Source organism: Rothia terrae (assembly GCF_014705925.2).
GTDB classification, from domain to species: Bacteria; Actinomycetota; Actinomycetes; order Actinomycetales; family Micrococcaceae; genus Rothia; species Rothia terrae.
In genome coordinates, this window is the sequence record NZ_CP061539.1 from 1,791,486 (window position 1) to 1,813,605 (window position 22,120).

At 53.5% G+C, this 22,120-nt stretch carries 19 protein-coding genes; 4 read left to right on the top strand and 15 right to left on the bottom strand.

Features of this window, described 5'->3' with window-relative positions; genetic code table 11:
• Positions 1 to 38: 38 nt before the first annotated feature.
• From IDM49_RS08225 to dapB, 9 genes are all read right to left on the bottom strand, one after another.
• Positions 39 to 260: a DUF3046 domain-containing protein gene (locus tag IDM49_RS08225; protein WP_168614335.1), complete on the bottom strand. Its 222-nt coding sequence runs from the start codon at positions 258 to 260 to the stop codon at positions 39 to 41.
• Between the two features lie 95 nt (positions 261 to 355).
• Complete coding sequence (locus IDM49_RS08230) at positions 356 to 808, bottom strand: helix-turn-helix domain-containing protein (RefSeq protein WP_168614334.1); 453 nt, start codon at positions 806 to 808, stop codon at positions 356 to 358.
• Positions 809 to 1,114: 306 nt separating this feature from the next.
• Positions 1,115 to 1,612 carry a CinA family protein gene (locus IDM49_RS08235; RefSeq protein WP_190724157.1) on the bottom strand — a complete coding sequence of 166 codons (498 nt, stop codon included), beginning with the start codon at positions 1,610 to 1,612 and terminating at the stop codon, positions 1,115 to 1,117.
• Positions 1,612 to 2,220, bottom strand: coding sequence for a CDP-diacylglycerol--glycerol-3-phosphate 3-phosphatidyltransferase (gene pgsA, locus IDM49_RS08240; RefSeq protein ID WP_190724158.1), 609 nt, complete (start codon positions 2,218 to 2,220; stop codon positions 1,612 to 1,614). Before pgsA ends, IDM49_RS08235 begins: the two co-directional genes overlap by 1 nt.
• Positions 2,221 to 2,311: 91 nt before the next feature.
• A complete protein-coding gene (locus IDM49_RS08245; RefSeq protein WP_190724159.1) occupies positions 2,312 to 5,389 on the bottom strand; it encodes an FtsK/SpoIIIE family DNA translocase in 3,078 nt (1,025 codons plus the stop codon).
• 131 nt (positions 5,390 to 5,520) lie between these two features.
• Positions 5,521 to 7,230, bottom strand: coding sequence for a ribonuclease J (locus tag IDM49_RS08250; protein ID WP_168614330.1), 1,710 nt, complete (start codon positions 7,228 to 7,230; stop codon positions 5,521 to 5,523).
• A gap of 79 nt (positions 7,231 to 7,309) precedes the next feature.
• On the bottom strand, positions 7,310 to 8,242 hold the full coding sequence (dapA, locus tag IDM49_RS08255; protein WP_190724160.1) for a 4-hydroxy-tetrahydrodipicolinate synthase: 933 nt from the start codon (positions 8,240 to 8,242) through the stop codon (positions 7,310 to 7,312).
• Between the two features lie 91 nt (positions 8,243 to 8,333).
• Entirely contained in the window at positions 8,334 to 8,942 is a 609-nt protein-coding gene (locus IDM49_RS08260) for a hypothetical protein (RefSeq protein WP_228008052.1), read from the bottom strand.
• Entirely contained in the window at positions 8,942 to 9,697 is a 756-nt protein-coding gene (gene dapB / locus IDM49_RS08265) for a 4-hydroxy-tetrahydrodipicolinate reductase (RefSeq protein ID WP_190724161.1), read from the bottom strand. The genes IDM49_RS08260 and dapB overlap by 1 nt, the downstream gene beginning before the upstream one ends.
• A gap of 296 nt (positions 9,698 to 9,993) precedes the next feature.
• On the opposite strand from dapB, the gene IDM49_RS08270 reads away from it, so the two are divergent.
• Entirely contained in the window at positions 9,994 to 11,919 is a 1,926-nt protein-coding gene (locus tag IDM49_RS08270) for an acyltransferase family protein (RefSeq protein WP_190724162.1), read from the top strand.
• Positions 11,920 to 12,009: 90 nt separating this feature from the next.
• Here the strand turns inward: IDM49_RS08270 and IDM49_RS08275 are convergent, their stop codons facing one another.
• From IDM49_RS08275 to IDM49_RS08295, 5 genes are all read right to left on the bottom strand, one after another.
• Complete coding sequence (locus tag IDM49_RS08275; RefSeq protein WP_190724163.1) at positions 12,010 to 13,341, bottom strand: M16 family metallopeptidase; 1,332 nt, start codon at positions 13,339 to 13,341, stop codon at positions 12,010 to 12,012.
• Between the two features lie 151 nt (positions 13,342 to 13,492).
• On the bottom strand, positions 13,493 to 15,706 hold the full coding sequence (locus IDM49_RS08280) for a polyribonucleotide nucleotidyltransferase (protein ID WP_168614325.1): 2,214 nt from the start codon (positions 15,704 to 15,706) through the stop codon (positions 13,493 to 13,495).
• A gap of 295 nt (positions 15,707 to 16,001) precedes the next feature.
• Entirely contained in the window at positions 16,002 to 16,271 is a 270-nt protein-coding gene (gene rpsO, locus IDM49_RS08285) for a 30S ribosomal protein S15 (protein ID WP_168614324.1), read from the bottom strand.
• Between the two features lie 184 nt (positions 16,272 to 16,455).
• The gene (locus IDM49_RS08290) at positions 16,456 to 17,850 is read right to left on the bottom strand and encodes an amino acid permease (protein ID WP_190724164.1); all 1,395 of its coding nucleotides are present in this window, start codon (positions 17,848 to 17,850) and stop codon (positions 16,456 to 16,458) included.
• 195 nt (positions 17,851 to 18,045) lie between these two features.
• Positions 18,046 to 18,354, bottom strand: coding sequence for a hypothetical protein (locus tag IDM49_RS08295; RefSeq protein WP_168614322.1), 309 nt, complete (start codon positions 18,352 to 18,354; stop codon positions 18,046 to 18,048).
• Between the two features lie 322 nt (positions 18,355 to 18,676).
• On the opposite strand from IDM49_RS08295, the gene IDM49_RS08300 reads away from it, so the two are divergent.
• Genes IDM49_RS08300 through IDM49_RS08310 form a run of 3 tightly spaced genes read left to right on the top strand, consistent with a single transcriptional unit; the run spans position 18,677 to position 20,752 of the window.
• Complete coding sequence (locus IDM49_RS08300) at positions 18,677 to 19,150, top strand: S-ribosylhomocysteine lyase (RefSeq protein ID WP_168614321.1); 474 nt, start codon at positions 18,677 to 18,679, stop codon at positions 19,148 to 19,150.
• Positions 19,150 to 19,932 carry a 5'-methylthioadenosine/S-adenosylhomocysteine nucleosidase gene (mtnN, locus tag IDM49_RS08305; RefSeq protein WP_228008053.1) on the top strand — a complete coding sequence of 261 codons (783 nt, stop codon included), beginning with the start codon at positions 19,150 to 19,152 and terminating at the stop codon, positions 19,930 to 19,932. Before IDM49_RS08300 ends, mtnN begins: the two co-directional genes overlap by 1 nt.
• Positions 19,925 to 20,752, top strand: coding sequence for an aldo/keto reductase (locus tag IDM49_RS08310; protein ID WP_190724165.1), 828 nt, complete (start codon positions 19,925 to 19,927; stop codon positions 20,750 to 20,752). The genes mtnN and IDM49_RS08310 overlap by 8 nt, the downstream gene beginning before the upstream one ends.
• 303 nt (positions 20,753 to 21,055) lie before the next feature.
• On the opposite strand, the gene IDM49_RS08315 is transcribed toward IDM49_RS08310, so the two are convergent.
• A complete protein-coding gene (locus IDM49_RS08315; protein WP_190724166.1) occupies positions 21,056 to 22,015 on the bottom strand; it encodes a bifunctional riboflavin kinase/FAD synthetase in 960 nt (319 codons plus the stop codon).
• Positions 22,016 to 22,120 lie beyond the last annotated feature (105 nt).

Below are 22,120 nucleotides of genomic sequence, written 5' to 3' on the forward strand. Positions count from 1 at the left end.
TCTTTGAGTGAAATCCTTCAGAGCCACCGTTCATTCACTTACGGTTTAGGTGGAATATCCGGTCCCCAGCGACGCTCCGGCGGAACATCCTGCATCGCACACACGGCGTCCCACACATCAGCAACTTTTTCGCCACGGTCAATAGCCTCTAGCGCCGTGATATTTCCAAATTCACTCAGCACAAGATCCCGAGCCAGCACCTTAGAGTAGGTTTTTCCGAACTCGTTCTCCATCAAAAACCAAAATTGACTCAGCTTCATGTATTGCCTCCCCTACCAAACTTATTCTCCAGCTACACAACACAAGACCCCGCCCACCACACCTGGCGAACGGGGTATTGCGCTATAAAACTTTTTTAGCGAGCGGCAGTGTAAGTACCTGCATCACGCGGAATATCCTTGCTTGAGGTAGCGGAGATTCCGTATTCACGCTTGAACTGGTCTGAGAACTCAGCTGGAACGGTATCAGGAACAGTGAAGTTCTCCTCAGCCGCCATGCGGTCTGAAACCTCGCGAAGCATCTGTGAAAGAGTGATATCCAAAGCTTCGCAGATTGAGGCGAGCAACTCGGATGACGCTTCTTTCTGGCCACGCTCAACTTCGCTCAAGTAGCCAAGTGAAACACGCGCGCTGTGTGAAACTTCGCGCAGAGTACGTGCCTGACGCTGACGAACATCGCGCAGCACCTCACCAATAGCGTGACGAAGTAGAACGGACTTCGGTGCGTGGGTTGCAGGTGCAGCATTTTCAGACTGACCCACATCCCTCCAACGGACGACACCGTTCACGGATACGGGTTGCTTTGTCATTTTTATACCAATCTCCCGGTATGTCGGTGCGCTTTCTCTGTCATTGTGCGCAACTTATTAGTTCATAAGCCTACTGGATATCGTTCGGCTCGTATAGCTAAATCTAGAAGGTTACGGAGAATGTAACGCTCTATTCATCTATCTAAACGTTTAAACCTTTGATTTTCTTCCCTGTTTTACCAGTGATTAGCTGGCAATAACCTCAAAGAAACCTGAGTCCTTTGCTGAATCCTACTCAAAATTTTCTACGTTCACTTGTGTATAACGCACCGGCGTCGTTTTTATTCCGCACAGTACAGAAAAATTTTATGAAGAAAATTTTTTCATCGCAGTCAGCTCTTCGAGCAGAAGCTCCAATGCCTCTTGCACCGATTGCTGACGGATAGCCGCTCTATCTCCAGTGCAGTGAAGCTCGCGAGAACGTCGACCGCGAGGGCTGGCTACTCCCAAAAAGACAGTACCTACCGGTTTACCGTCCAAAGGATCAGGCCCGGCAACACCCGTAGTTGAGATGCCGACCTCCGCTTTACAAACACGGGCAGTGCCTTCTGCCATCTGCATGGCGACCTCAGCGTCCACTGCACCGCGCGTCACTAATAGTTCTGAGCTGACGCCAAGAACCTCCGCTTTGACATCGCTACTGTAAGAGATAACTCCCCCGCGATAGACCGCAGAAGCCCCCGAGACATCACAGATTGTTGCGCCCACCAGCCCGGCGGTTAATGACTCCGCTGTAGCTAGCTGAACGCCGGCGCCCTTAGCGCAAGAAATAACCTCGGCGCTCAGTTGCTGCACATCTGACATTAGCGCGCACCCTGGTTGGCATAGTAATCACGACGCAGCTGCATTGCTTTGACCACGTAATCAACACCGGTAACGACAGTGACCACCACGACGGCGCCCATGACAATCCACCCGGGCCACAGAGCCCACGTACCCAGCTGACCCAACGGGAGAATCATCAGAACGAGCGCAACCGTCTGCAAAACAGTCTTAAGCTTGCCACCCTTCGACGCAGCCATCACACCGTACTTGATAATAAACAAGCGCATGATGGTAATGCCCCACTCACGAACCAAAATAACGATGGTCACCCACCACCACAACTCACCGAGCATCGACAGCACCACAAAAGCTGCACCGGTGAGCAACTTATCGGCAATCGGATCAGCAATCTTGCCAAAGCTGGTAATCAGATTACGAGAACGAGCAATAGACCCATCAAGCCAATCTGTAATCATGGCAAGAATAAAGACGGCAACAGCCCACCAACGCATCGACAAACTGGCATCACCGTGAGTGCCACCTGCCCACAACAGCCAAATGAACACAGGAACCATCACAATGCGCAACGCAGTCAAAGCGTTAGGCAGGTTCCAGTTCGATGAGTTAGGTGCGGTATCTACACTCATGATGCCCTTTCAAAGCTAGAGAAAGCGTATATATCTTTACAGTACGCTACCTCGGAAGTTCAGGTGAGGTGACGCGGCGATGCGGTGACCACTAGCGACCGGTAAGATTCCAGGCGTCCTCGCTGTCCGGGTCATCGGCTTCATCGAAATAGTCAACAGCAGGCTCCCCCATCTGATCCTGTGACTGAGCTACAAGATCGACGGGCTGTTCAGCCGGTGCCGGTGGATCTTCACCGCGCAAACGAGCAAGAACGGTCGGCAGATCATCAGGCTGAACCAAAACATCACGTGCCTTAGAGCCCTCTGACGGGCCAACAATCTCACGAGATTCCAAAAGATCCATGAGGCGTCCTGCCTTAGCGAAACCAACGCGCAGCTTACGCTGTAGCATCGAGGTCGAACCGAATTGTGTGGTAACAACCAGCTCTGCCGCCTGCAACAGAACGTCCAGGTCATCCCCAATGTCGTCATCAATTTTCTTCTTGGGAGCCGCCTGAATAACATCGTCGCGGTAGTGCACCGGCATCTGAGTCTTTACGTGCTCAACGACCTCGTGAATCTCGGATTCACCAACCCACGCGCCCTGAACACGCATCGGCTTGGATGCACCCATCGGCAAGAAGAGAGCGTCACCTTGACCGATCAACTTCTCAGCACCGGGCTGGTCCAACACCACGCGGGAGTCAGTCACCGATGACGTCGCAAACGCCATACGTGAGGGGACGTTCGCCTTAATCAGACCGGTGACAACATCAACTGAAGGACGCTGGGTTGCCAGAACCAGGTGAATACCGGCGGCACGCGCCAGCTGAGTGATACGCACGATGGACTCTTCAACGTCACGAGGAGCGACCATCATCAAGTCAGCAAGCTCGTCAACAATCACCAGCAGGTAGGGGTAAGCCTTCAGCTCACGTTTAGAACCGGGATCCGCAGTAATCTTGCCGGCTTTGACAGCCTTGTTGAAGTCGTCAATGTGCTTGTAGCCGTAATGCGCCAAATCGTCATAGCGCGCATCCATCTCACGCACTACCCATTGCAAAGCTTCAGCAGCCTTCTTGGGGTTAGTAATAATCGGCGTAATCAGATGCGGAATCCCCTCATAGGCGGTGAGTTCCACACGCTTGGGGTCAACCATGACAAGACGAACCTGGTCAGGGGTTGCGCGCATCAAAATCGAGGTAATCATCGAGTTCACAAACGATGATTTACCGGCACCGGTAGCACCAGCCACCAGCATGTGCGGCATCTTAGCGAGGTTCGCCAAAACGAACCCGCCTTCAACGTCCTTACCAACGCCCATGACCATAGGATGCTCGTTGCTGTGTGCCTGCGGAGAACGCAAAACATCGCCCAAGACCACGGTTTCGCGGTCAGTATTGGGGATCTCAATACCGATAGCGGACTTGCCAGGAATCGGTGAAAGAATACGCACATCAGCAGATGCCACTGCGTAAGAAATATTCTTTGACAGTGCCGTAACACGCTCAACCTTGGTACCCGGACCAAGCTCAATCTCGTAGCGAGTAACGGTAGGACCACGTGAGAAGCCGGTGACTTCAGCATCAACGTTGAACTGGCTGAGAACACCTGTGAGTGCCTCTACTACTTGCTCGTTGACCTCTGAAGATTCCTTGGCGGGAGGCCCAGCTTCAAGCATCGACTCAGCCGGCAAATCATAATTGCCGGCAGATGACTGCACACTTTGTGCCGGACGCGGCGCCTGGGTAGGCTCAGCAACGGTGTTGTTAGCTACCCGCGCAGGTGCCTGCTGTTGAGCGGCAGGTGCTGATGCCGGTGAAGGCACAGCGGGTTTAGCAGCAGAGTTAGCTCCGGGACGCGGCACCGTAGGACGCGGTGCCTGCTGTTGAGCGGGTTCGGGTGCGGCAGCAGCCGATGGTTCTTCAGAGGATGCACTGCGTGAAGCTCTAGCTGCAGAAGCATCGCCCTTGTCAAAACGAGATGCAGCCACAGATTCTGCGGGTTCTTGAGGAACGCGTCCGTAGTCCTGTGCAGCCTGCTGAGCCTGGCTAAGGCGCTGTGCAGGAGCATCTGACTCGTCTTCCCAGTCGCCCTGATCGAACAAATCGGGAGTGCGCTTCTTTGATTTCTTGCGCTTTTTAGCGGGTGTTTCCACGTCGAATGCATGGGTTACGCGCTGCTGAGGCGCTGTTTCAGGCACAGAATCATCGGTGTGCAAAAGAGCGGTGTCGAACGCGTCGTCTCCGTCATAGCGGTCCAGTCGGCGGTCATCCTCATGAGAATGACCGAACCCAAGCCAAGCAAGCAGTCCCTTACGTTCATGGTGAGAAACGGTATCGGGTTCATCGTATAGGTAAGAACGATCGTGTTCTTCGCCGTCCAAAAGGCGCGTTTTATCGTTCTTTGACCGCGCTTCTGGACGTTCCGGAGCCTCACCGAGTGCAACGCTCATGAGATGGACTAGACGAGGCCCTACCTGACGCAGCGGCGTTTTGGTAACAATCAGCAAACCGAGAACGAATACGAGGAAAATGACCAGCCACTCAAAGAATGAGAGACCGTCCACAAGTCGAGAAACCGGATTAGCAGTCAGCAAACCGAGAATACCGCCGCCTGCCCAGACGCTCTCGAAACCGCCCACCAATGTAGGAAAGCCAGCTAGTTTAGCGCCAAGCATTGAACCGGCAAGCACCATAATGAACATGCCGATGGCAATGCGGTTGTTATCTCGGACTTCTAGCGGATGCCTGAAAATTCTAAACGAAAAGATTACAGCAAAGATTGGAATCAGCAGAGCACCCTGGCCGAAGGTACCGCCCACAAGCACATGCCAAGCACGCAAGGGAGCTTCGATCCACGAGTACGTATCTGCGGTGCGCCATGCCCACCACTCAACCAGAGCTGTTAACAACCCGAGCACAAGCACCAGCAAAGCACCACCATCGCGGCGGTCAGTAGCATCTAAATCGGTACGCAAAAAGCCCATGCGTCGCACTGCCCCACCCACAGTGTGGGCAAGCGCGAGCCACGCGCCGAGGACAACCTTGCTGAACCAGCTTTGCTCAGGATGCGACGAACGAGACTTTGATGAGGACGCGCGGGAACCTCCGCGCTTAGAAGCCGAGGTTTTGCGGGTATTTTTTCGAGTTGATGCCGATGAACGTGGAGCAGGTGTACGAGATGCCATACTTTCCAATGTTGCGTTGAATCAAAACATCTCACGCGCGTCAGACGCTCCTTGTACCAAGAAGTCAGTCTAACGCGCGCGTGATGAACCGTGAATAAAAGGTTTAACGTCTAGTTTAACCTACAGGATATTTAGTCCTCTTCGGTAGGGGTATCGACCACTACAGGGATAATCATGGGTTTACGACGCAGGCGACGTGCCACCCACGAGCCGATTGTGCGGCGAACAATCTGTTGCAGCTGGTGAGTAGTGTGAATCTTCTCGGGTGCCATGTGCAAGGCATCTTCCAAAGCTGCAGTGATCTTGGGCGTGATGTCGTCAAAGACAGAGTCGTCTTCTGCCACACCGCGAGCGTGAACATCGGGGCCGGTGACAACGCGCTTGGTGTCGCGGTCAATCACAGTAACGATGGAGATGAAGCCTTCTTCGCCCAGGATGCGACGGTCCTTGAGGTCGTCTTCAGTTACCTCACCGACCGAACGGCCATCAACGTAGACGTACTCGTTGGGGACAGCGCCAACCACGCGTGCTTTGCCGTCGACCAAATCGACAACTGCGCCATCTTCGCAAACCAAGACACCTTCGGGGTCAATACCGGTCTCGATAGCCAGTTCAGCGTTGGCAATGAGGTGACGGATTTCGCCGTGCACCGGCATGACGTTCTTGGGCTTGAGAATGTTGTAGCAGTACAACAGTTCGCCGGCTGCTGCGTGACCAGAGACGTGAACCTTCGCGTTGCCCTTGTGCACAACGTTAGCGCCGAGCTTCATCAGACCGTTGATAACACGGAACACGCTGTTTTCGTTACCGGGAATCAGTGAGGATGCGAGCACCACGGTGTCATCCTGCTCAATCTGAATCTTGTGATCACCGTTTGCCATGCGTGAAAGAGCTGCCATGGGCTCACCCTGCGAGCCGGTGCACATCATCACGATTTCTTCAGGACGGTAGTTATCGATCTTCTTGAGATCAACCAGAATACCTTCAGGAACATTCAAGTAACCGAGCTTCTCTGCAATGGTCATGTTGCGAACCATTGAGCGACCCACCAGAACAACCTTGCGTCCGCGCTCATGAGCGGCATCCAGCACCTGCTGTACACGGTGAACGTGAGATGAGAAGGACGCGACGATGATGCGACGCGGTGCATCACGGAAAACCTGAGACAGCACGCCGCCGATGTTCTTTTCGGTCGGAGTGAAGCCGGGAACTTCAGCGTTCGTTGAATCCGGCAAGAACAGGTCGATGCCTTCTTCTCCCAAACGAGCAAAATGACGCAGGTCGGTCAGGCGTCCGTCCAGCGGTAGCTGGTCCATCTTGAAGTCGCCGGTGTGCAAAACCTTACCGGCCTTCGTGCGGATGAAGACAGCGAGCGCGTCAGGAATCGAGTGGTTGACCGCAACGAATTCGCATTCGTAAGGGCCAAATGCCTCAACCATGTTCTCTTCAACGGTGAGGGTGTAGGGCTTGATGCGGTGTTCAGCGAGTTTTGCCTCAACCAGCGCAAGGGTTAGCTGTGAGCCGACCAAAGGAATGTCGGGGCGACGCTTGAGCAGATACGGAACAGCACCAATGTGGTCTTCATGTCCGTGGGTCAAGATGACAGCAACGATATCGTCAAGGCGGTTCAGCAGGTAGTTGATATCGGGCAGAATAAGGTCAACGCCGGGCTGTGATTCCTCGGGGAACAGCACGCCGCAGTCCACAACAAGCAGCTTGCCGTTGATTTCGTAGACGGTCATGTTACGGCCGACTTCACCCAAACCGCCCAATGGGATAACGCGTAGAGTGTCTTTTTTCAGCTTCGGCGGGCGGGGCAAATCAAATTCAAGATGGGTCATAGGACCCCTTTCTCTATAACCGTGAAAAACGGACCCAAAGACATTTGCAGTCTTTGAGCCCGCCGTCTCACGAGGGATATTACTTAATCAGTGTTGATGCAATCACCGACTGCTGAAGGTCAGCGCGCATAGCCGCTGCTTCGGCTTCGGTGGGCTCAACGTGCGGCAGGCGTACGGTGCTGTTCTCCAGCTCGCCCTGCCATTTCAAGATTTCTTTTGCTGCCACGCAGCCGGGCACGCGTCCCATAGCTGCGCGGATAACGGGCACGAGATCGCGGTGGATGCTCTGCGCGGTTTCAAGGTCTTTTTCAACGAATGAATCGATGAGTTTGCGGAAGAGTTCCGGTGCTACGTGGGTGGTCACACCTACTAGGCCAACTGCACCGATGCTCAGCCACGGAAGGGTCAGTCCGTCATCGCCGGAGTAGTACTGAAGGTCGGTAGATGCCATAACCTCGGATGCAGCGCCAAGGTCAGCTTTAGCGTCCTTGACTGCAACGATGTTGTCGAGCTCAGCTAGAACCTTGTAGGTATCGGGCTGAATCGGGATGCCTGCACGTCCGGGGATGTCATAGAGCATGACGGGAGTATCGGTGGACTGCGCAACAGTGCTGAAGTGCCCTACCAAACCGGACTGAGTGGGCTTGTTGTAGTAGGGGGTCACAACGAGCAAGCCGTCTACACCCACGCGGTCAGCAGCTTTGGTCAGGTGTAAAGTGTGTGCGGTGTCGTTTGAGCCGACGCCAGCGACAATCTTTGCGCGATCACCCACTGCTTCTTTCACGATGCGGAAAACACGCTCGTTTTCTTCATCGGTCATGGTGGAGTACTCGCCGGTGGTGCCACAGACGATAAGACCATCGTGGCCACGATCAATGAGTCGGGTTGCGAGCTCTGCAGTAGCCTTCTCGTCAACGGAGCCGTCCTGCGAGAAGGGGGTCACCATAGCGGTCAGAAGTCGACCGAAAATGGGTTCTCCGAAGGTACCTTGGGTGTTTACTGACTGCGACATATATCTAATTTACCTTGTCTTAGGGGTGGGGCTCACTGTTTTGCCCGTATTTGTGGTCAAAATCAGTAAGTGATGTGTTGAGTACAGGGTTTTACGATTCTTTTAAGTGAGCTGGGATTTTTCCGGCTTTGAGTGAGATGGCATCTCGCATGGCGCTTCTGGCGCGTTTGCGGTCTCCCGATGCGTCGTAGGCAAGTGAGAGGTTGAACCAGTTCTGCCAGCGTTCCGGGTGTTCTTCAACAGCGCGCTGGTAGGTAGCAAATTGTGCATCGGCATCGGCGCGGTTGATGCGTCCTGCTGCCGTGCGCTGGTAGTTATCGTGCGGCAGTTCTCCCGATGCTGCCATTTCATCAGCCATTGACTGGATGCGAGCACCAAAGATGATTTCTCGAACCATTGCCCAGGCGCCCACGATGGGCAAAACGACCAAGCTCAGTCCCAGCACAATTCCAACGAGAGAACCGCTCGTCAGAAGCAGCACACCGCGCTGGGCGGTGACGCCTAAATACAGCACCAGTAGCGCGATCACTATGCCTGCAAAGGTTTTGGTTTTACCGCTCCCCTCAACAAAAGCGAAAACGCCAACGCACGCCAGCACCACAAACACAGTGATTTTTCCGCCCGTGGGTAGGGGAAAAATCATCACAGTGATGGCTAGTAGTGCTAGCGCTACAGCTGAAAAGGCTTTCAAAGAATTCATTAACTAAGGTCCAAGAAGCCGTCAAGACCGTGGGTGAGTCCGGGGTGTGCTGCTACTTCGCGAACACCAAGCAGTACGCCGGGCATAAAGGATGCGCGGTCAAAGGAGTCGTGGCGAATGACCAGCTGCTGACCGGCATCGCCCAGAAGAATCTCCTGGTGAGCGACCAGTCCGCGCAGGCGAACAGCGTGAACATGTACGCCGTCAACGACTGCACCGCGTGAGCCACCTTCGTCCTTAGTGGTAGCGTCGGGGGACGCGCCAACGCCGGCTTCTTCACGTGCTTCAGCAATTTTGTGAGCGGTATGAACAGCGGTGCCAGAGGGAGCATCAACCTTATTGGGGTGGTGCATCTCGATAACTTCTACAGACTCAAAGAACTTAGATGCCTTTGCCGCAAATTCGGTGGCAAGGATTGATCCGATGGCGAAGTTAGGGGCAATGAGAACACCGACCTGAGGATGCTGAGTAAGAAGATCGCGCAGGTTAGCAACTTTTTGATCGTCCCAGCCGGTGGTTCCAACTACTGCGTGGATGCCGTGTTCAACAGCGAAACGCACGTTTTTCTCAGTAACGTCCGGCACCGTGAGATCTACGATGACCTCAGCACCTGATTCCACTACTTCATCCAAAGAATCCGAAGAACCCAGCGCAGCTACAAGATCCATGTCTTCTGCAGTATTCACGGCCTTGACGGCTTCTGATCCCATGCGTCCAGCGGCGCCGAGCACCGCGACCTTCCACACCTTACTCATCAAGCGTCCTTTCGTGAGGTAGAACCTTATCTACTGCTATTCACTGACACACTCTACCGGCTAGAACTTGTGTGAGTCCTCTTTATGTCGCCACATGAAACGCATCTCAATAACTTTATTCATAAAAGCTCGCTCGGTTTTTCGCCGTATCCTTGAGACAGTGACTAGACTGGTACAGTCACCCCAAGATATCCCCTTTGAATCAAGTGATGCTCAGCCTCAGATATCTATTGAGGGCTGGCTGACTTTAGGTAGCTTGCCCCGGCTCCCCCGTACTAGAAACGCGTTGAGGAAGTATGCAACAAGAGCACGTTTTCTACTCCGGTGTTCGCCCCGAAGAGGGGCAACGTCGTTTTGTTCTGGCAGGTTTAGACGGTCTGCGAGCAATAGCTGTTTCTCTTGTACTGGTGTATCACTTTTGGCCGCAAGTCTTACCTGGCGGTTTAATTGGCGTTGATATTTTCTTCGTCATCTCGGGTTATTTGATTACCGCGCTTTTGCTCAGAGAAGGCGCCTACACCGGCAAAATGGATATTGTCGCGTTTTGGGTACGCCGAATTCGCAGGCTGATTCCTGCAGTCGCTGTTCTCACGCTAACCATTACCCCGATCGCATTTTTTATCGGTGGCGATATCTTGGTGGGTATTGGCCGCCAGCTCCTTGGTGCTTTTACCTATTCTTCAAACTGGTTATCTATTGCAGCCGGTAATGATTATTTTGCGCAGACGTCCCCGGAGCTTTTAACTAACTTTTGGTCGCTGGCAGTTGAAGAGCAGTTCTATTTCTTTTGGCCCGTTGTGCTGGTTTTTGCCTGTATCTTCTTACGCCAGTGGTGGCAACGTGCTCTCGTCCCGGCATCCTTAGGCGCATTATCTCTGCTTCTTGCCACCATTCTTGTGGCGGTGGGTGCTAATTTTGCCCGCATCTACTACGGTACAGACACTCACCTGTTTGGCCTGATGCTGGGTGTACTTTTAGCCCTTTTGATCCCGTGGAGCATGTACCCGCCCATAGACGCTCGCCTCTACCCGCATGTTGGCTACGGTAACGGTCTACTTGGTTTTGCGCGGGCGCTCGCAGGATGGCTGAGCTTGCCCGCGATAGTACTTCTTGCCATGCACTTGAACGAACGCAATCAGGCTTTGCTCATGCCGTGGGGGTTGCTCGCTGGTTCTGTATTGGGGTTGGGAGTTGTGCAGGCTCTTCTTCCAGACACACGCAGCCCCCTCGCGATCGCGCTGCGTAAGGTGCTGTCTTTTGCTCCGCTGGTGTGGCTAGGACGCCGCTCCTACGGAATTTACCTGTGGCACTGGCCGCTTGCGGTCATTGCCCACTACTTGCTGGGACCGGACTACGGCACTGTAACCCGCGTAGTTCTCGTCTTGTTGACGCTTGTACTTGCTGGTCTTTCCTACATGTATGTAGAGACCCCTGTTCGACGTCTCGGTTTTAGGGGTGCGCTTTCTGAATGGGTGAACGCGATGTTCGGCCGTTCTAAGGCTCTTCCGCTGACCGCGGCTTTCCTGTTGCTTATCGGATGCGTGGGCACAGTTTTCGCGGTTCGTACGGCGCCCGAGATGACGCAGGCTCAACAGCTTGTTGCTGAAGGCGAGGCTAAAGCTCGTCAGCTTCAAGAACAGCAGGCTAAAGAGGCTGAAGAAGCAAAGAAAAAGGCTGCCGCTGAAGAATCTGCTCAGCCAAGTCCCACCGCGTCCCCCACGCCAACAGTCAAGCCCAATACAGTCACCGTCATTGGCGATTCCGTTGCGCTGGCATCAGCTGGCCAGCTTGAACAAAAACTCCCACAAGCGTCCATCGACGCTGAAGTTTCACGCCAATTTTCAACAGCCGACGGTTTGCTACAAAACAAACTTGATCAGGGCGTCCTCGGTGACACTGTGGTCATCTCGCTTGCCACCAACTCAACACTCACGCCAGAGATGGTCGATGACGTCATGAGCAAAACCAAAGAACTGGGCGTCAAAAACGTAGTGATGGTGACCGGGCAAGCACCTGCGAACCTTGAATGGGTTGCCACCTCTAACCGGGTTATTCAGGACGCCGCAACCCGCTACCCCAACCTCACGGTTGCAGACTGGGCAGCCGCATCGGCCGGCAAGCCTCAGCTGTTAGCATCCGATGGTGTGCACCCCAACGAGCAGGGGGCAACTCTCTACGCCGCAACCGTGGCGCAAGCTGTTAAGACTGCCCAGGCGAAATAACCACGCCCTCTCTTACCACCGTGCTAAATACTAAAAGCCCGTGAGGCCTACCGCTTCGGTAAATCTCACGGGCTTTAGAACTCGCTTACGCTAGCGGACAATCGTTGTTATCTGAGCCTGCTCGTTCAGGAACTTCAACAGTTCGTGAACATCGCCAAGAGTCACCGATCGAACCCCGGTCAGAAGCTCATCCAACGAGTAGTACTTACCGGAATCCAGCTCAGCGCGACCCAATCGGGACATGCGAGAACCGGCATCCTCACTACCGAGAATAGTGGCACCGCCGAGCTGTCCCACTACTTTCTGTAGCTCTTTCGGGCGCAAACCATCACGCGCCAATGCTTCAAATTCGCTGTTCATGAGCTCAAGAACCTGGTCGGTCTTTGCCGGCAAACATCCCGCATACATACCAAAGTAACCGGCGTCTGAATACGCACCGGAGAACGCGAAAGTTGAATAAGCAAGACCGCGTTTTTCACGGATCTCTTGGAACAGACGCGATGACATACCGCCGCCCAACGCTGACGTTAGAACACTCATAGCGTAACGTCGGTCGTCACCGGCGATAATGGACGGACGCCCCACCACAATATTGGTCTGCTCAAATCCCTTTTCGACATCGCGGTCTAGAGCAAACGGCTCAATAGCTGAAGCATGACGCTCACGACGAGCAACCGGCAACACACCCTCTTGCAGATTCCAACCGCTCTTTTCCAATGCCGAAAGCACATACTGAACAATCTCAGAATGGTTCAACGAACCCGCTGCAGAAATCACCAAACGATCAGGAGTGTAAAACTTCTTAAAGTGCTCCCACACAGCATCGCGCGGAACAGCTTGAATCTCTTCGGGAGTCCCACCAATCGGACGCCCGAGCGGGTTGTGCCCCATCAGCTGCTCAATGTGATTTTCAAAAGCAACATCGGTGGGATCGTCCTGATCCATCGCGATTTCCTCGAGAATGACGCCGCGCTCTTGCTCCAAATCCTGAGCATCAAGCTTTGCGTTACTCACCATATCGGCAATCACATCAATAGCCATCTGTGTGTTTTCATCCAGCACACGAGCGTAGTAACAGGTGTGCTCCTTAGCGGTCAGCGCGTTAGACTCGCCACCCACCTCATCAAACGACTGCGCAATATCCAATGCCGAACGGGTATCAGTACCCTTGAACAACAGATGCTCAAGAAAATGGGTGGAGCCCAGCATACCGGGCTGCTCATCGCGAGAGCCAACGCCCACCCAAAAACCAATAGAAACACTGCGCTGCGAGGGCATACGCTCCGTCATCACACGCACGCCACCGGGCAGAATAGAACGACGGACCTCGTTACCACCCTCGCCCGCATACACCAAACGCCCGTTTACAAAATCAAGTTCGTCCTGCACATCTGCTTGTGTGAGAGGAAGTTCAATGGGCATAAATCGCCTTTCAAATCTGTCAAAGCATCACCGCGCATCCTTACCTACCTGCGCCGCAACAAAAATGTGCCCCTTTAGATAAGTAGCCCCGACCCCTCACGGGCCGAGGCTACTCATATCAAAGGTTTAGATTGCTAAAAGCAAGGCAACCTTATGCTTCTTCAGCAACAACGGGTGCCAGTGAGAGCTTGCCACGATCATCAATCTTGGTGATCTCAACCTGAACCTTCTGGCCAACGCCAACAACGTCTTCAACGTCATCTACACGCTTGCCATCGTTGAGCTTACGCAGCTCTGAAATATGCAACAGGCCGTCCTTGCCCGGAGTCAACGACACAAACGCACCGAAAGTGGTGGTCTTAACAACAGTGCCCAAGTAACGCTCGCCGACCTCAGGTACCTGCGGGTTAGCGATAGCGTTAATCGCTGAACGGGCAGCCTCAGCTGAAGGACCATCGGTTGCGCCGATGTAAACGGTGCCGTCGTCCTCGATGCTGATGTCGGTGCCGGTTTCTTCCTGAATCTGGTTGATCATCTTACCCTTGGGGCCGATAACCTCACCGATCTTTGAAACAGGAACGTTCACTGAGATAACGCGCGGTGCGAAGTCGCTCATCTCATCCGGAGCGTCAATTGCAGCATTGATAACGTCAAGGATGTGCAAACGTGCTTCGCGTGCCTGGGTCAGTGCTGCGGCCAGAACGGATGCGGGGATACCGTCAAGCTTGGTGTCCAGCTGGATTGCGGTGACGAACTCTGAAGTACCTGCGACCTTGAAGTCCATATCGCCCAGTGCATCTTCTGCACCGAGGATATCGGTCAGAGCTGCGTAACGGGTTTCGCCGTTAACTTCGTCTGAGACCAAGCCCATTGCGATACCTGCAACGGGCGCGCGCAGGGGCACACCAGCGTTGAGCAGTGACAGGGTTGATGCACAAACTGAACCCATCGAGGTTGAGCCGTTTGAGCCCAGAGCTTCTGACACCTGGCGAATCGCGTAAGGGAATTCCTCACGTGAAGGCAGAACCGGAGTCAAAGCGCGCTCAGCGAGAGCACCGTGGCCGATTTCGCGACGCTTGGGTGAGCCCACGCGTCCGGTTTCACCGGTTGAGTAGGGCGGGAAGTTGTAGTGGTGGATGTAGCGCTTAGCCTTGACAGGGTGCAGTGAATCCAGCTGCTGTTCGAGCTTGAGCATGTTCAAGGTGGTAACACCCATAATCTGGGTTTCGCCACGCTCGAAGATTGCTGAACCGTGTACGCGAGGCAGAACCTCAACCTCAGCGGTGAGCTGACGGATGTCGGTCAGACCGCGACCGTCAATACGTACCTGCTCGGTGAGGATGCGCTGACGAACGGTGTGCTTGGTCAAGCCATTGAATGCAGCATTAACCTCAGACTCGCGTCCTTCGAACTCCTTGCCTTCACCGGCAAGAGCCTCGATGATTTCCTTCTGCAGGTTCTCGGATGCGATTTCGCGCTCCTGCTTACCTGCGATGGAGTAAACATCAACGATTTTCTCTGATGCGTATTCCTTAACGGCCGCATCAACGTCATCACCGTGTGAGCCGAAGAAGGGCAGATCCAGTTCAGCCTTGCCAGCGCGAGCCTTGAGGTCTGACTGTGCCTGGCACAGTGCCTTGATGAAGGGCTTTGATGCTTCAAGACCCTCAGCAACGATTTCTTCGGTAGGCGCTACTGCACCGTTTTCCTTGATGAGCTTCCATGAGTTATCGGTTGCTTCTGCTTCAACCATCATGATTGCAACGTCTTCAGTGCCGTCAGCACGGGTAATGACGCGGCCAGCGACAGCCATGTCAAATACAGCGTTTTCAAGCTGTGAGTGCTTGGGGAAAGCAACCCACTGACCATCAATCAAAGCAACGCGAACGCCACCAATGGGTCCTGCGAAAGGTGCGCCTGACAGAGTGGTGGAGCATGATGCCGCGTTGATTGCTACGGTGTTGTAGATTTCATCGGGCTCGATGGAGAGCACGGTAACAACAACCTGCACCTCGTTGCGAATACCCTTCTTGAAGGCAGGACGCAGGGGGCGGTCAATCAGACGCGCGGTCAGGATCGCATCGGTTGAGGGGCGTCCTTCACGACGGAAGAATGAGCCGGGAATTTTACCGGCTGCGTACATACGCTCTTCAACGTCAACGGTGAGCGGGAAGAAGTCGAAGCCTTCGCGGGGCTGCTTACCAATAGCGGTAGCTGAAAGCATTGAGGTTTCATCGTCAATGTAAACCATTGCTGAGCCAGCTGCCTGCTTAGCCAAACGACCGGTTTCAAAGCGAACGGTACGCTTACCAAACTTACCGTTGTCAATGATTGCTTCTGCAAACTGAATTTCGGGACCTTCCAAGGTTCCTCCATTTCTCGTATTTTAGTTTGCATTCCCGTGCATGTTTCGGTCTTCGATCGAGGCTCACGGACGCCCGCGCAATGCGGATTCCGGAAGCCACTACCGAGGACCGCGAAAGCCCTGCAAGGAGAATGCAAACTGTTGGGAAAATTAGCTGTACCCGAAAGATCCGGGTATGAAGCAAGGGCGGTACTTTGAGTCAAGAACGCCAGCACTTCTCTCTATCAGTTTATAACCGATATAAAAGTGATGAAACGTCTTACGTCAAAGATGCCGCCCTTACCTTCAAAAATATTTATCGACGCAAGCCCAGGCGCTCGATGAGTGCACGGTAGCGTTCGATGTCAACGCGCTTGAGGTAGCCGAGCAGGTTACGACGGCGACCAACGAGGATCATCAGGCCACGACGTGAGTGGTGGTCGTGCTTGTGTTCCTTCATGTGCTCGGTCAAGTCGGTGATACGACGAGTCAAAACTGCAACCTGAACCTCGGGTGAACCGGTGTCGCCCTCGTGGGTTGCATATTCTGCGATGATTTCCTGCTTGATTTTGGGATCAAGTGCCATGTTTATAACTCCTGGAGTTAGTGCCGTGATGGCCCGCACCAACTTTTGTTAGACGGGTAAGACGCGGGTGTGCGCCTGTGCGACAACCACGGACAGCAGTCACACGAGGATTAACTTTACCTGATATTGCAGGCAGAGGAAATAGTGGAGGTAATCTGCACACCGTGAAACAGTGTGCAACCGATTACTGCGTAACCTTCTTCTGGATGAAGAACTTGTAGTACAACCCCAGCAACACAGATGAAATGACACCGGCAATCAGGGCAATCTGCGTTTCGGGGAAGAATGCAAACATGACAACCACAAAGGTTAAGAAGGCCAGAGCCAGGTAAGACGCGATAGGCCACCCGGGTACGGGGAAATCAGTGGTCACCCCTTCGCGAGCTTTTTGCTTTTTGAACGCAATATGAGTTAGCAGAATCATGACCCACACCATGACCGTTGCATAGGTTGCCACGGCAGCAACCACCAAGAAGGCCTGCTCAAAGAAAACGTTGACGAGCACACCAACCACGAGCACTACGCCCATAGACACAACCGTCATGAAGGGAGTGCCGTTCTTAGAAACCTTATTGAAGGATGCCGGTGCCATGCCGCGCTGAGCAAGACCAAACAGCATGCGTCCTGCCGCGTAAACGTCAGCGTTGATAGCCGAGATTGCAGCGGTCACAACCACCAGGTTCAAAATATGAGCGGCCGCACCAATACCCAGTCCCTCAAAAATCTGCACAAAGGGTGAGGTCTCCCCCGTTATTTCATTCCACGGGTACAAAGACATAATCACGGTGAGCGTCAGAACGTAGAACAACAAGATACGCACGGGCAAAGTATTGATTGCTTTAGGAATAGAAACCTTAGGATTATCAGCCTCGCCCGCCGCAATACCAACTGTCTCAACGCCGCCAAAGGCAAACATCACCACGGTAAAGCACGCCAGGAAACCACCCAGTCCGTTCGGGAAGAAACCACCGTGCGACCACAGATTAGACACCGCGGGCGAAACATCGGCATTCAACCGCGCACCAAAAATCAGCAGAATAATACCGCCCACAATCATGGCAATAATAGCGGTCACCTTAATGACGGTCAGCCAGAACTCAGTCTCACCAAAAGCCTTCACCTTGGCAAAGTTGATAGCGAGAATAATCAACAGGACGCTGGTAATCCAGATCCACGACGGAGTTCCAGGGAACCAGAACTTCATATAGACCGCGAAAGCAGTTACATCTGCAATAGCCACCAAAGCCATCTCGATTGCAAACGTCCAGCCGGTAATAAAGCCAGCGCCGCGTCCTAAATAAATCGTCGCGTATTCAGAAAATGAACCGGCAACAGGGTGTGCCAGCGCCATTTCGCCCATAGCTCGCATCACCATAAAGACCGCAGCACCACCGATGAGATAGGCCAAAAGTACTGACGGACCGGCAAGCTCAATAGCCGATGCCGAACCATAGAACAGCCCCGTACCAATGGCTGAACCCAACGCGATAAAAAGAATATGTCGGAGAGTGAGACCGCGATGCAGGGCGTTGGCATCCACGGTGGATGTACCGGGCGTCATCTGCAATGGTGTACTCATATCTCTCCTGATGGTTGGACTGCCTAGCAGTATCTGGTCACCGCATCGCAGCTTTTCGTGCGGGCGGTGCTTGAGTCACACTATACAACCTCATGAAACCTGCGTCACCTTGATAAAAACCACTTAAACTCAAACAGTGCACGGTATCTTCTTGCTCAGATGCCGTGCGCTGTGAATACCTCAGGGTTGGGGTGCCTAGCGCTTCTTCGGACCGCCAAAGAGCAAGGACGCCGCTGCGCTAGTTCCAGTTACTGAAAGAACAGCGGGCCAAGCACCAATCTTTTTGTGAAGAACATGGGAATAACCAAACCCACCGAGGTAAACAGCAGTAAGAGCAGCCGCAGTTGCGGTACCACGGTTATTCTGCCACGCCTTGAATGCCGTTCCACCACCGGCAGCCAAACCAATAGCACCCAGCGGGCGGATGCCGGTAGCACGTGCAAGGTAGTAGCCGCCCAGCAAACCAGCTGAGGATGCGACGGTGGGAACCAAAACGTTAGTCATAATCGATACCTTTCTTTTGTGGTGCCAGTACAAAATATCTGCGTAGTCTGGGCTGGTACGGCAATCACGCAATCGCCTGCAGTCCCTCTCGCGGATCTCGCGCGGGGCGCTCGATCTGCGATTCACGCCAGTCCCGACGCCAGCAGGCAATAGTGCGCGATTACCGCCTATTTTCAGCGCATCCGGTGGTGCACAGCTTGTACCAGCGTTGTTCTCACTCTCAACTCTAAACCCGCTCTGTGAATAGTTGCCTAAAACACGCTGTCAGCGTGAAAGGTATGCCGCACTAGCAAACACTGTGGTTCTGCGAAAGAATGGAGACATGGAAAACTTCTCTAAAGACAAGACCAATGTTGAGTCATTCGATCTCGACCACACCGCTGTTGCTGCACCCTACGTGCGTGTAGCAGATCGTAAGACCTTGCCCGGTGGCGATGTGCTGATTAAGTACGATGTGCGCTTTACCCAGCCCAACAAGGGTCACTTGGGCATGAAGGCTGTACACTCCATTGAGCACATGACTGCTCACCACATGCGTAACCATACCGATGCGCTCATTGACTTCTCCCCCATGGGTTGCCAGACGGGTTTCTACGCTCTGACTTTGGGTCTAGAGCTTGAAGACTTCTTGCCCGTGCTTGAGGCTTCTATGAACGATCTTCTGTCAGCGACCGAGGTTCCCGCTGCTAACGAGGTTCAGTGCGGGTGGGGCGCTAACCACTCTTTGGAAGAAGCTCAGGACGCTGTTCGCACCTTCCTAGCTGGTCGTAGCGAGTGGGAAAAGGTGATGGCGTAGTGTCGCATCAGGCGCTGACCGGTTTTGAGAACGGCGTTATCGTTCAAGTAGCGATGGATGAAGAAGCTGGTCCGTTTCTCGATAAAACCGAGGTAGCGGCTCAGGATTTCATGGTGGGTGAAGCTCACTATTATCCGCGTACGCTGAAACTTGAGAACTCTGATGTGCCGCTTTTGCTGGTGCGCTCAAAAATCGGTTTGGTGAACGCGGCAACTGCTTTCACCGTGGCGTTGGAACTCGTGCCCAACCCGCGCGTCGTTATTTCTGCTGGTACTGCAGGTGGTCTGCGTCAGGACATTAATGTGGGTGATCTTGCTGTTGGTTTGGATTACACCTACACCGATGCGGATGCGACGGCTTTCGGTTATGTTCGCGGTCAGGTGCCCGGCATGCCGGAGAAGTACTCGACCTCAGCTGAGCTGTTAGAGGTAGCTCGCGAAGCTGCCGCTGACTATCAGGGCGAGGGCAATGTTTTCGTTGACACCATGCTTGCCGGTGGTTCATTCGTCACCGCGCACAATGTGAAAGACACCCGTGAGATTTTCTCCCAGGCTATTTCGACCGATATGGAAACCACCGCTATTGCCCAGGTTGCCTCATCGCGTGAGGTTCCTTTTATTGCGATCCGCGGTATCTCAGATTTGTGCGGACCTGCCGCTGACCAGGACTTCCATATGGCTGGCGAGATTGTCTCTGAACGCTCAGCTCAGCTTTCTACAGCTCTGATTGCGCGCTTAGTGCAGTCAGAAACTCACTGGTTGAGAGAAGAAAACAATGATTGAACATACCCTTCGTGACGGTCGTAAAATCCCTGCCGTTGGTTTTGGTACCTACCCGTTGAAGAACGTTGAGGCAGAAGTCCATGTCTCTGAGGCCATCCTCAATGGCTGGCGTCTGATTGATACCGCGGTGAACTACGAGAACGAAATCGGTGTCGGACGCGGTATCAAGTTCAGCGGCGCAGATCGTAGCAACCTCTTTGTGCAAACGAAGGTTCCTGGCCGTCATCACGGTTACGAGACCACTAAAGCATCGTTGCAGGAATCTTTGGAACGCCTGGGTCTAGATTATGTGGATATGTACCTGATTCACTGGCCTAACCCCATGAACAATAAGTTTGTGGATACGTGGCGCGCCATGATTGAACTTCGCGATGCAGGATTAGTCAAGTCTATTGGTGTCTCCAATTTCTTGCCCGAACATATCGAGGCTTTAAAGGATGCAACCGGTGAGACTCCCACGGTTAATCAGGTTGAGGTTCAGCCCGCTTACCAGCAGGAAAAACTGCGTGAGTATCACCAGCAAAACGCTATCGTTACTCAGGCGTGGTCACCTCTGGGTCGGGGCAAAGATGTACTCGATCATGATGTCATTAAGGATATTGCCCGCGAAACCGGTTGCACGCCAGCGCAGGTAGTTTTGCGATGGAATGTACAGTCCAATATCTTGCCGATTGTTAAGACTGCCAATGATAAGCGTCAGGTTGAGAACTTGCAGCTGTTTAATTGGGAGCTGACTGAAGAGCAGATGAATCGCATCAAGATGTTGCATACCGGCATTAGCTTCTCCGGTTTTGATCCGCGCACGCATCAGGAGATGTAGCGGGCGAGATTGGGGCGTTATCCGTCAGCTGGCGAACCTCCCACAAAGGTTTGCGCCAAGCTTCGTTGAGTAACGCCGCAACAGCGGGGTGCTTTCTTTCTGGAAGCACCCCGCTTTTGTAGATACGTGTAGTGAGGTTTATTGGTTAGAGCTTGAAATCGTTGCGCAAACATAGCGAGACAAACGTAGCTGACGGCTCAGCATTCCTTCTCTACCGATGCGCTTTCGCTTACGGGATAATTCATGCCAGTTTGCCACCCTCTGCGTTCGTTTACAGGTATGACCTGGGATAAGCATTGGCTGTTATGCAGTAAGCCCCAGCACTTCTTTTGCTTGTTCAACGTCCTGGTTCATCTGCTCGATAAGCGCTTCAACTCCGCGGTAAGCCACCATCGGTCGTAGACGCTGTACGAACTCGAGAATAACGCGTTGACCGTAGAGGTTGAAGTCTTCAACGCGTTCTTCGGGGCGTCCAATAACGAATGACTCCACCTGACGCTGCTCCACGCCCTCAAAGGTGGGGTTGGTGCCAATGGACGTTGCCACCGGCCACTTGTTACCGTGCGCGTCGGTAAGCCAGCCGGCGTAAACACCGTCAGCCGGCACAAAACCGTCTGAGTCAACGCTCATATTCGCAGTGGGAAACCCTAACTCGCGACCGCGGGCAGCACCGTGTACGATTTCTCCATGCATCAGATGGTTACGGCCAAGAATCTGGGCTGCCTCATCAACTTTTCCGTCGGTCAGAAGCTCACGAATCCAGGTAGAAGAGCAGCGACGCTGAGACTCGTGCGTCAGGTCTTCCACCGCTTCTACCTCAAACCCGTATTTTTTGCCGAGCTCAATCATGGTGTTGAGGTCACCGGAATTCCGGTAACCAAACCGCACGTCGTCGCCGATGACAACCCAGCGTGCGTGCAAGGCATCAACGAACACATTTTTGACAAACTCTTCAGGGGTTTGTGAGGCGAATTTTAAGTCGTAGTGCAACAGGACGTAGTTCTCAAGGCCCATGTCTTCAAAGAAGCGCTGACGATCTTCTTGCCCCATAATCTCAACGTGATCGACGTTAGGGTTGTGCACCACCGCCGGATGCGGGTCGAAAGAGACACCCACGGACGCCAGCTGGTTGTCGCGCGCAATCTGTACCACCCGTTCCATGACGCGGGTGTGCCCTACGTGCGCGCCGTCAAAGTTTCCTACCGTAACCACGCTGGGGCCAAAGTCGGTGGGAATCTGCTCAAGCTCGGTGAAGCGTTGCACTGTTCTCCTTGAAGTAGTGGGACGTATCTATCCTAACGCGCCTAACGCTTTTGCCCCTAAAGTTTGGCTTTCTACAACGTAAAACCCGCGTCCTGATTATTGCAG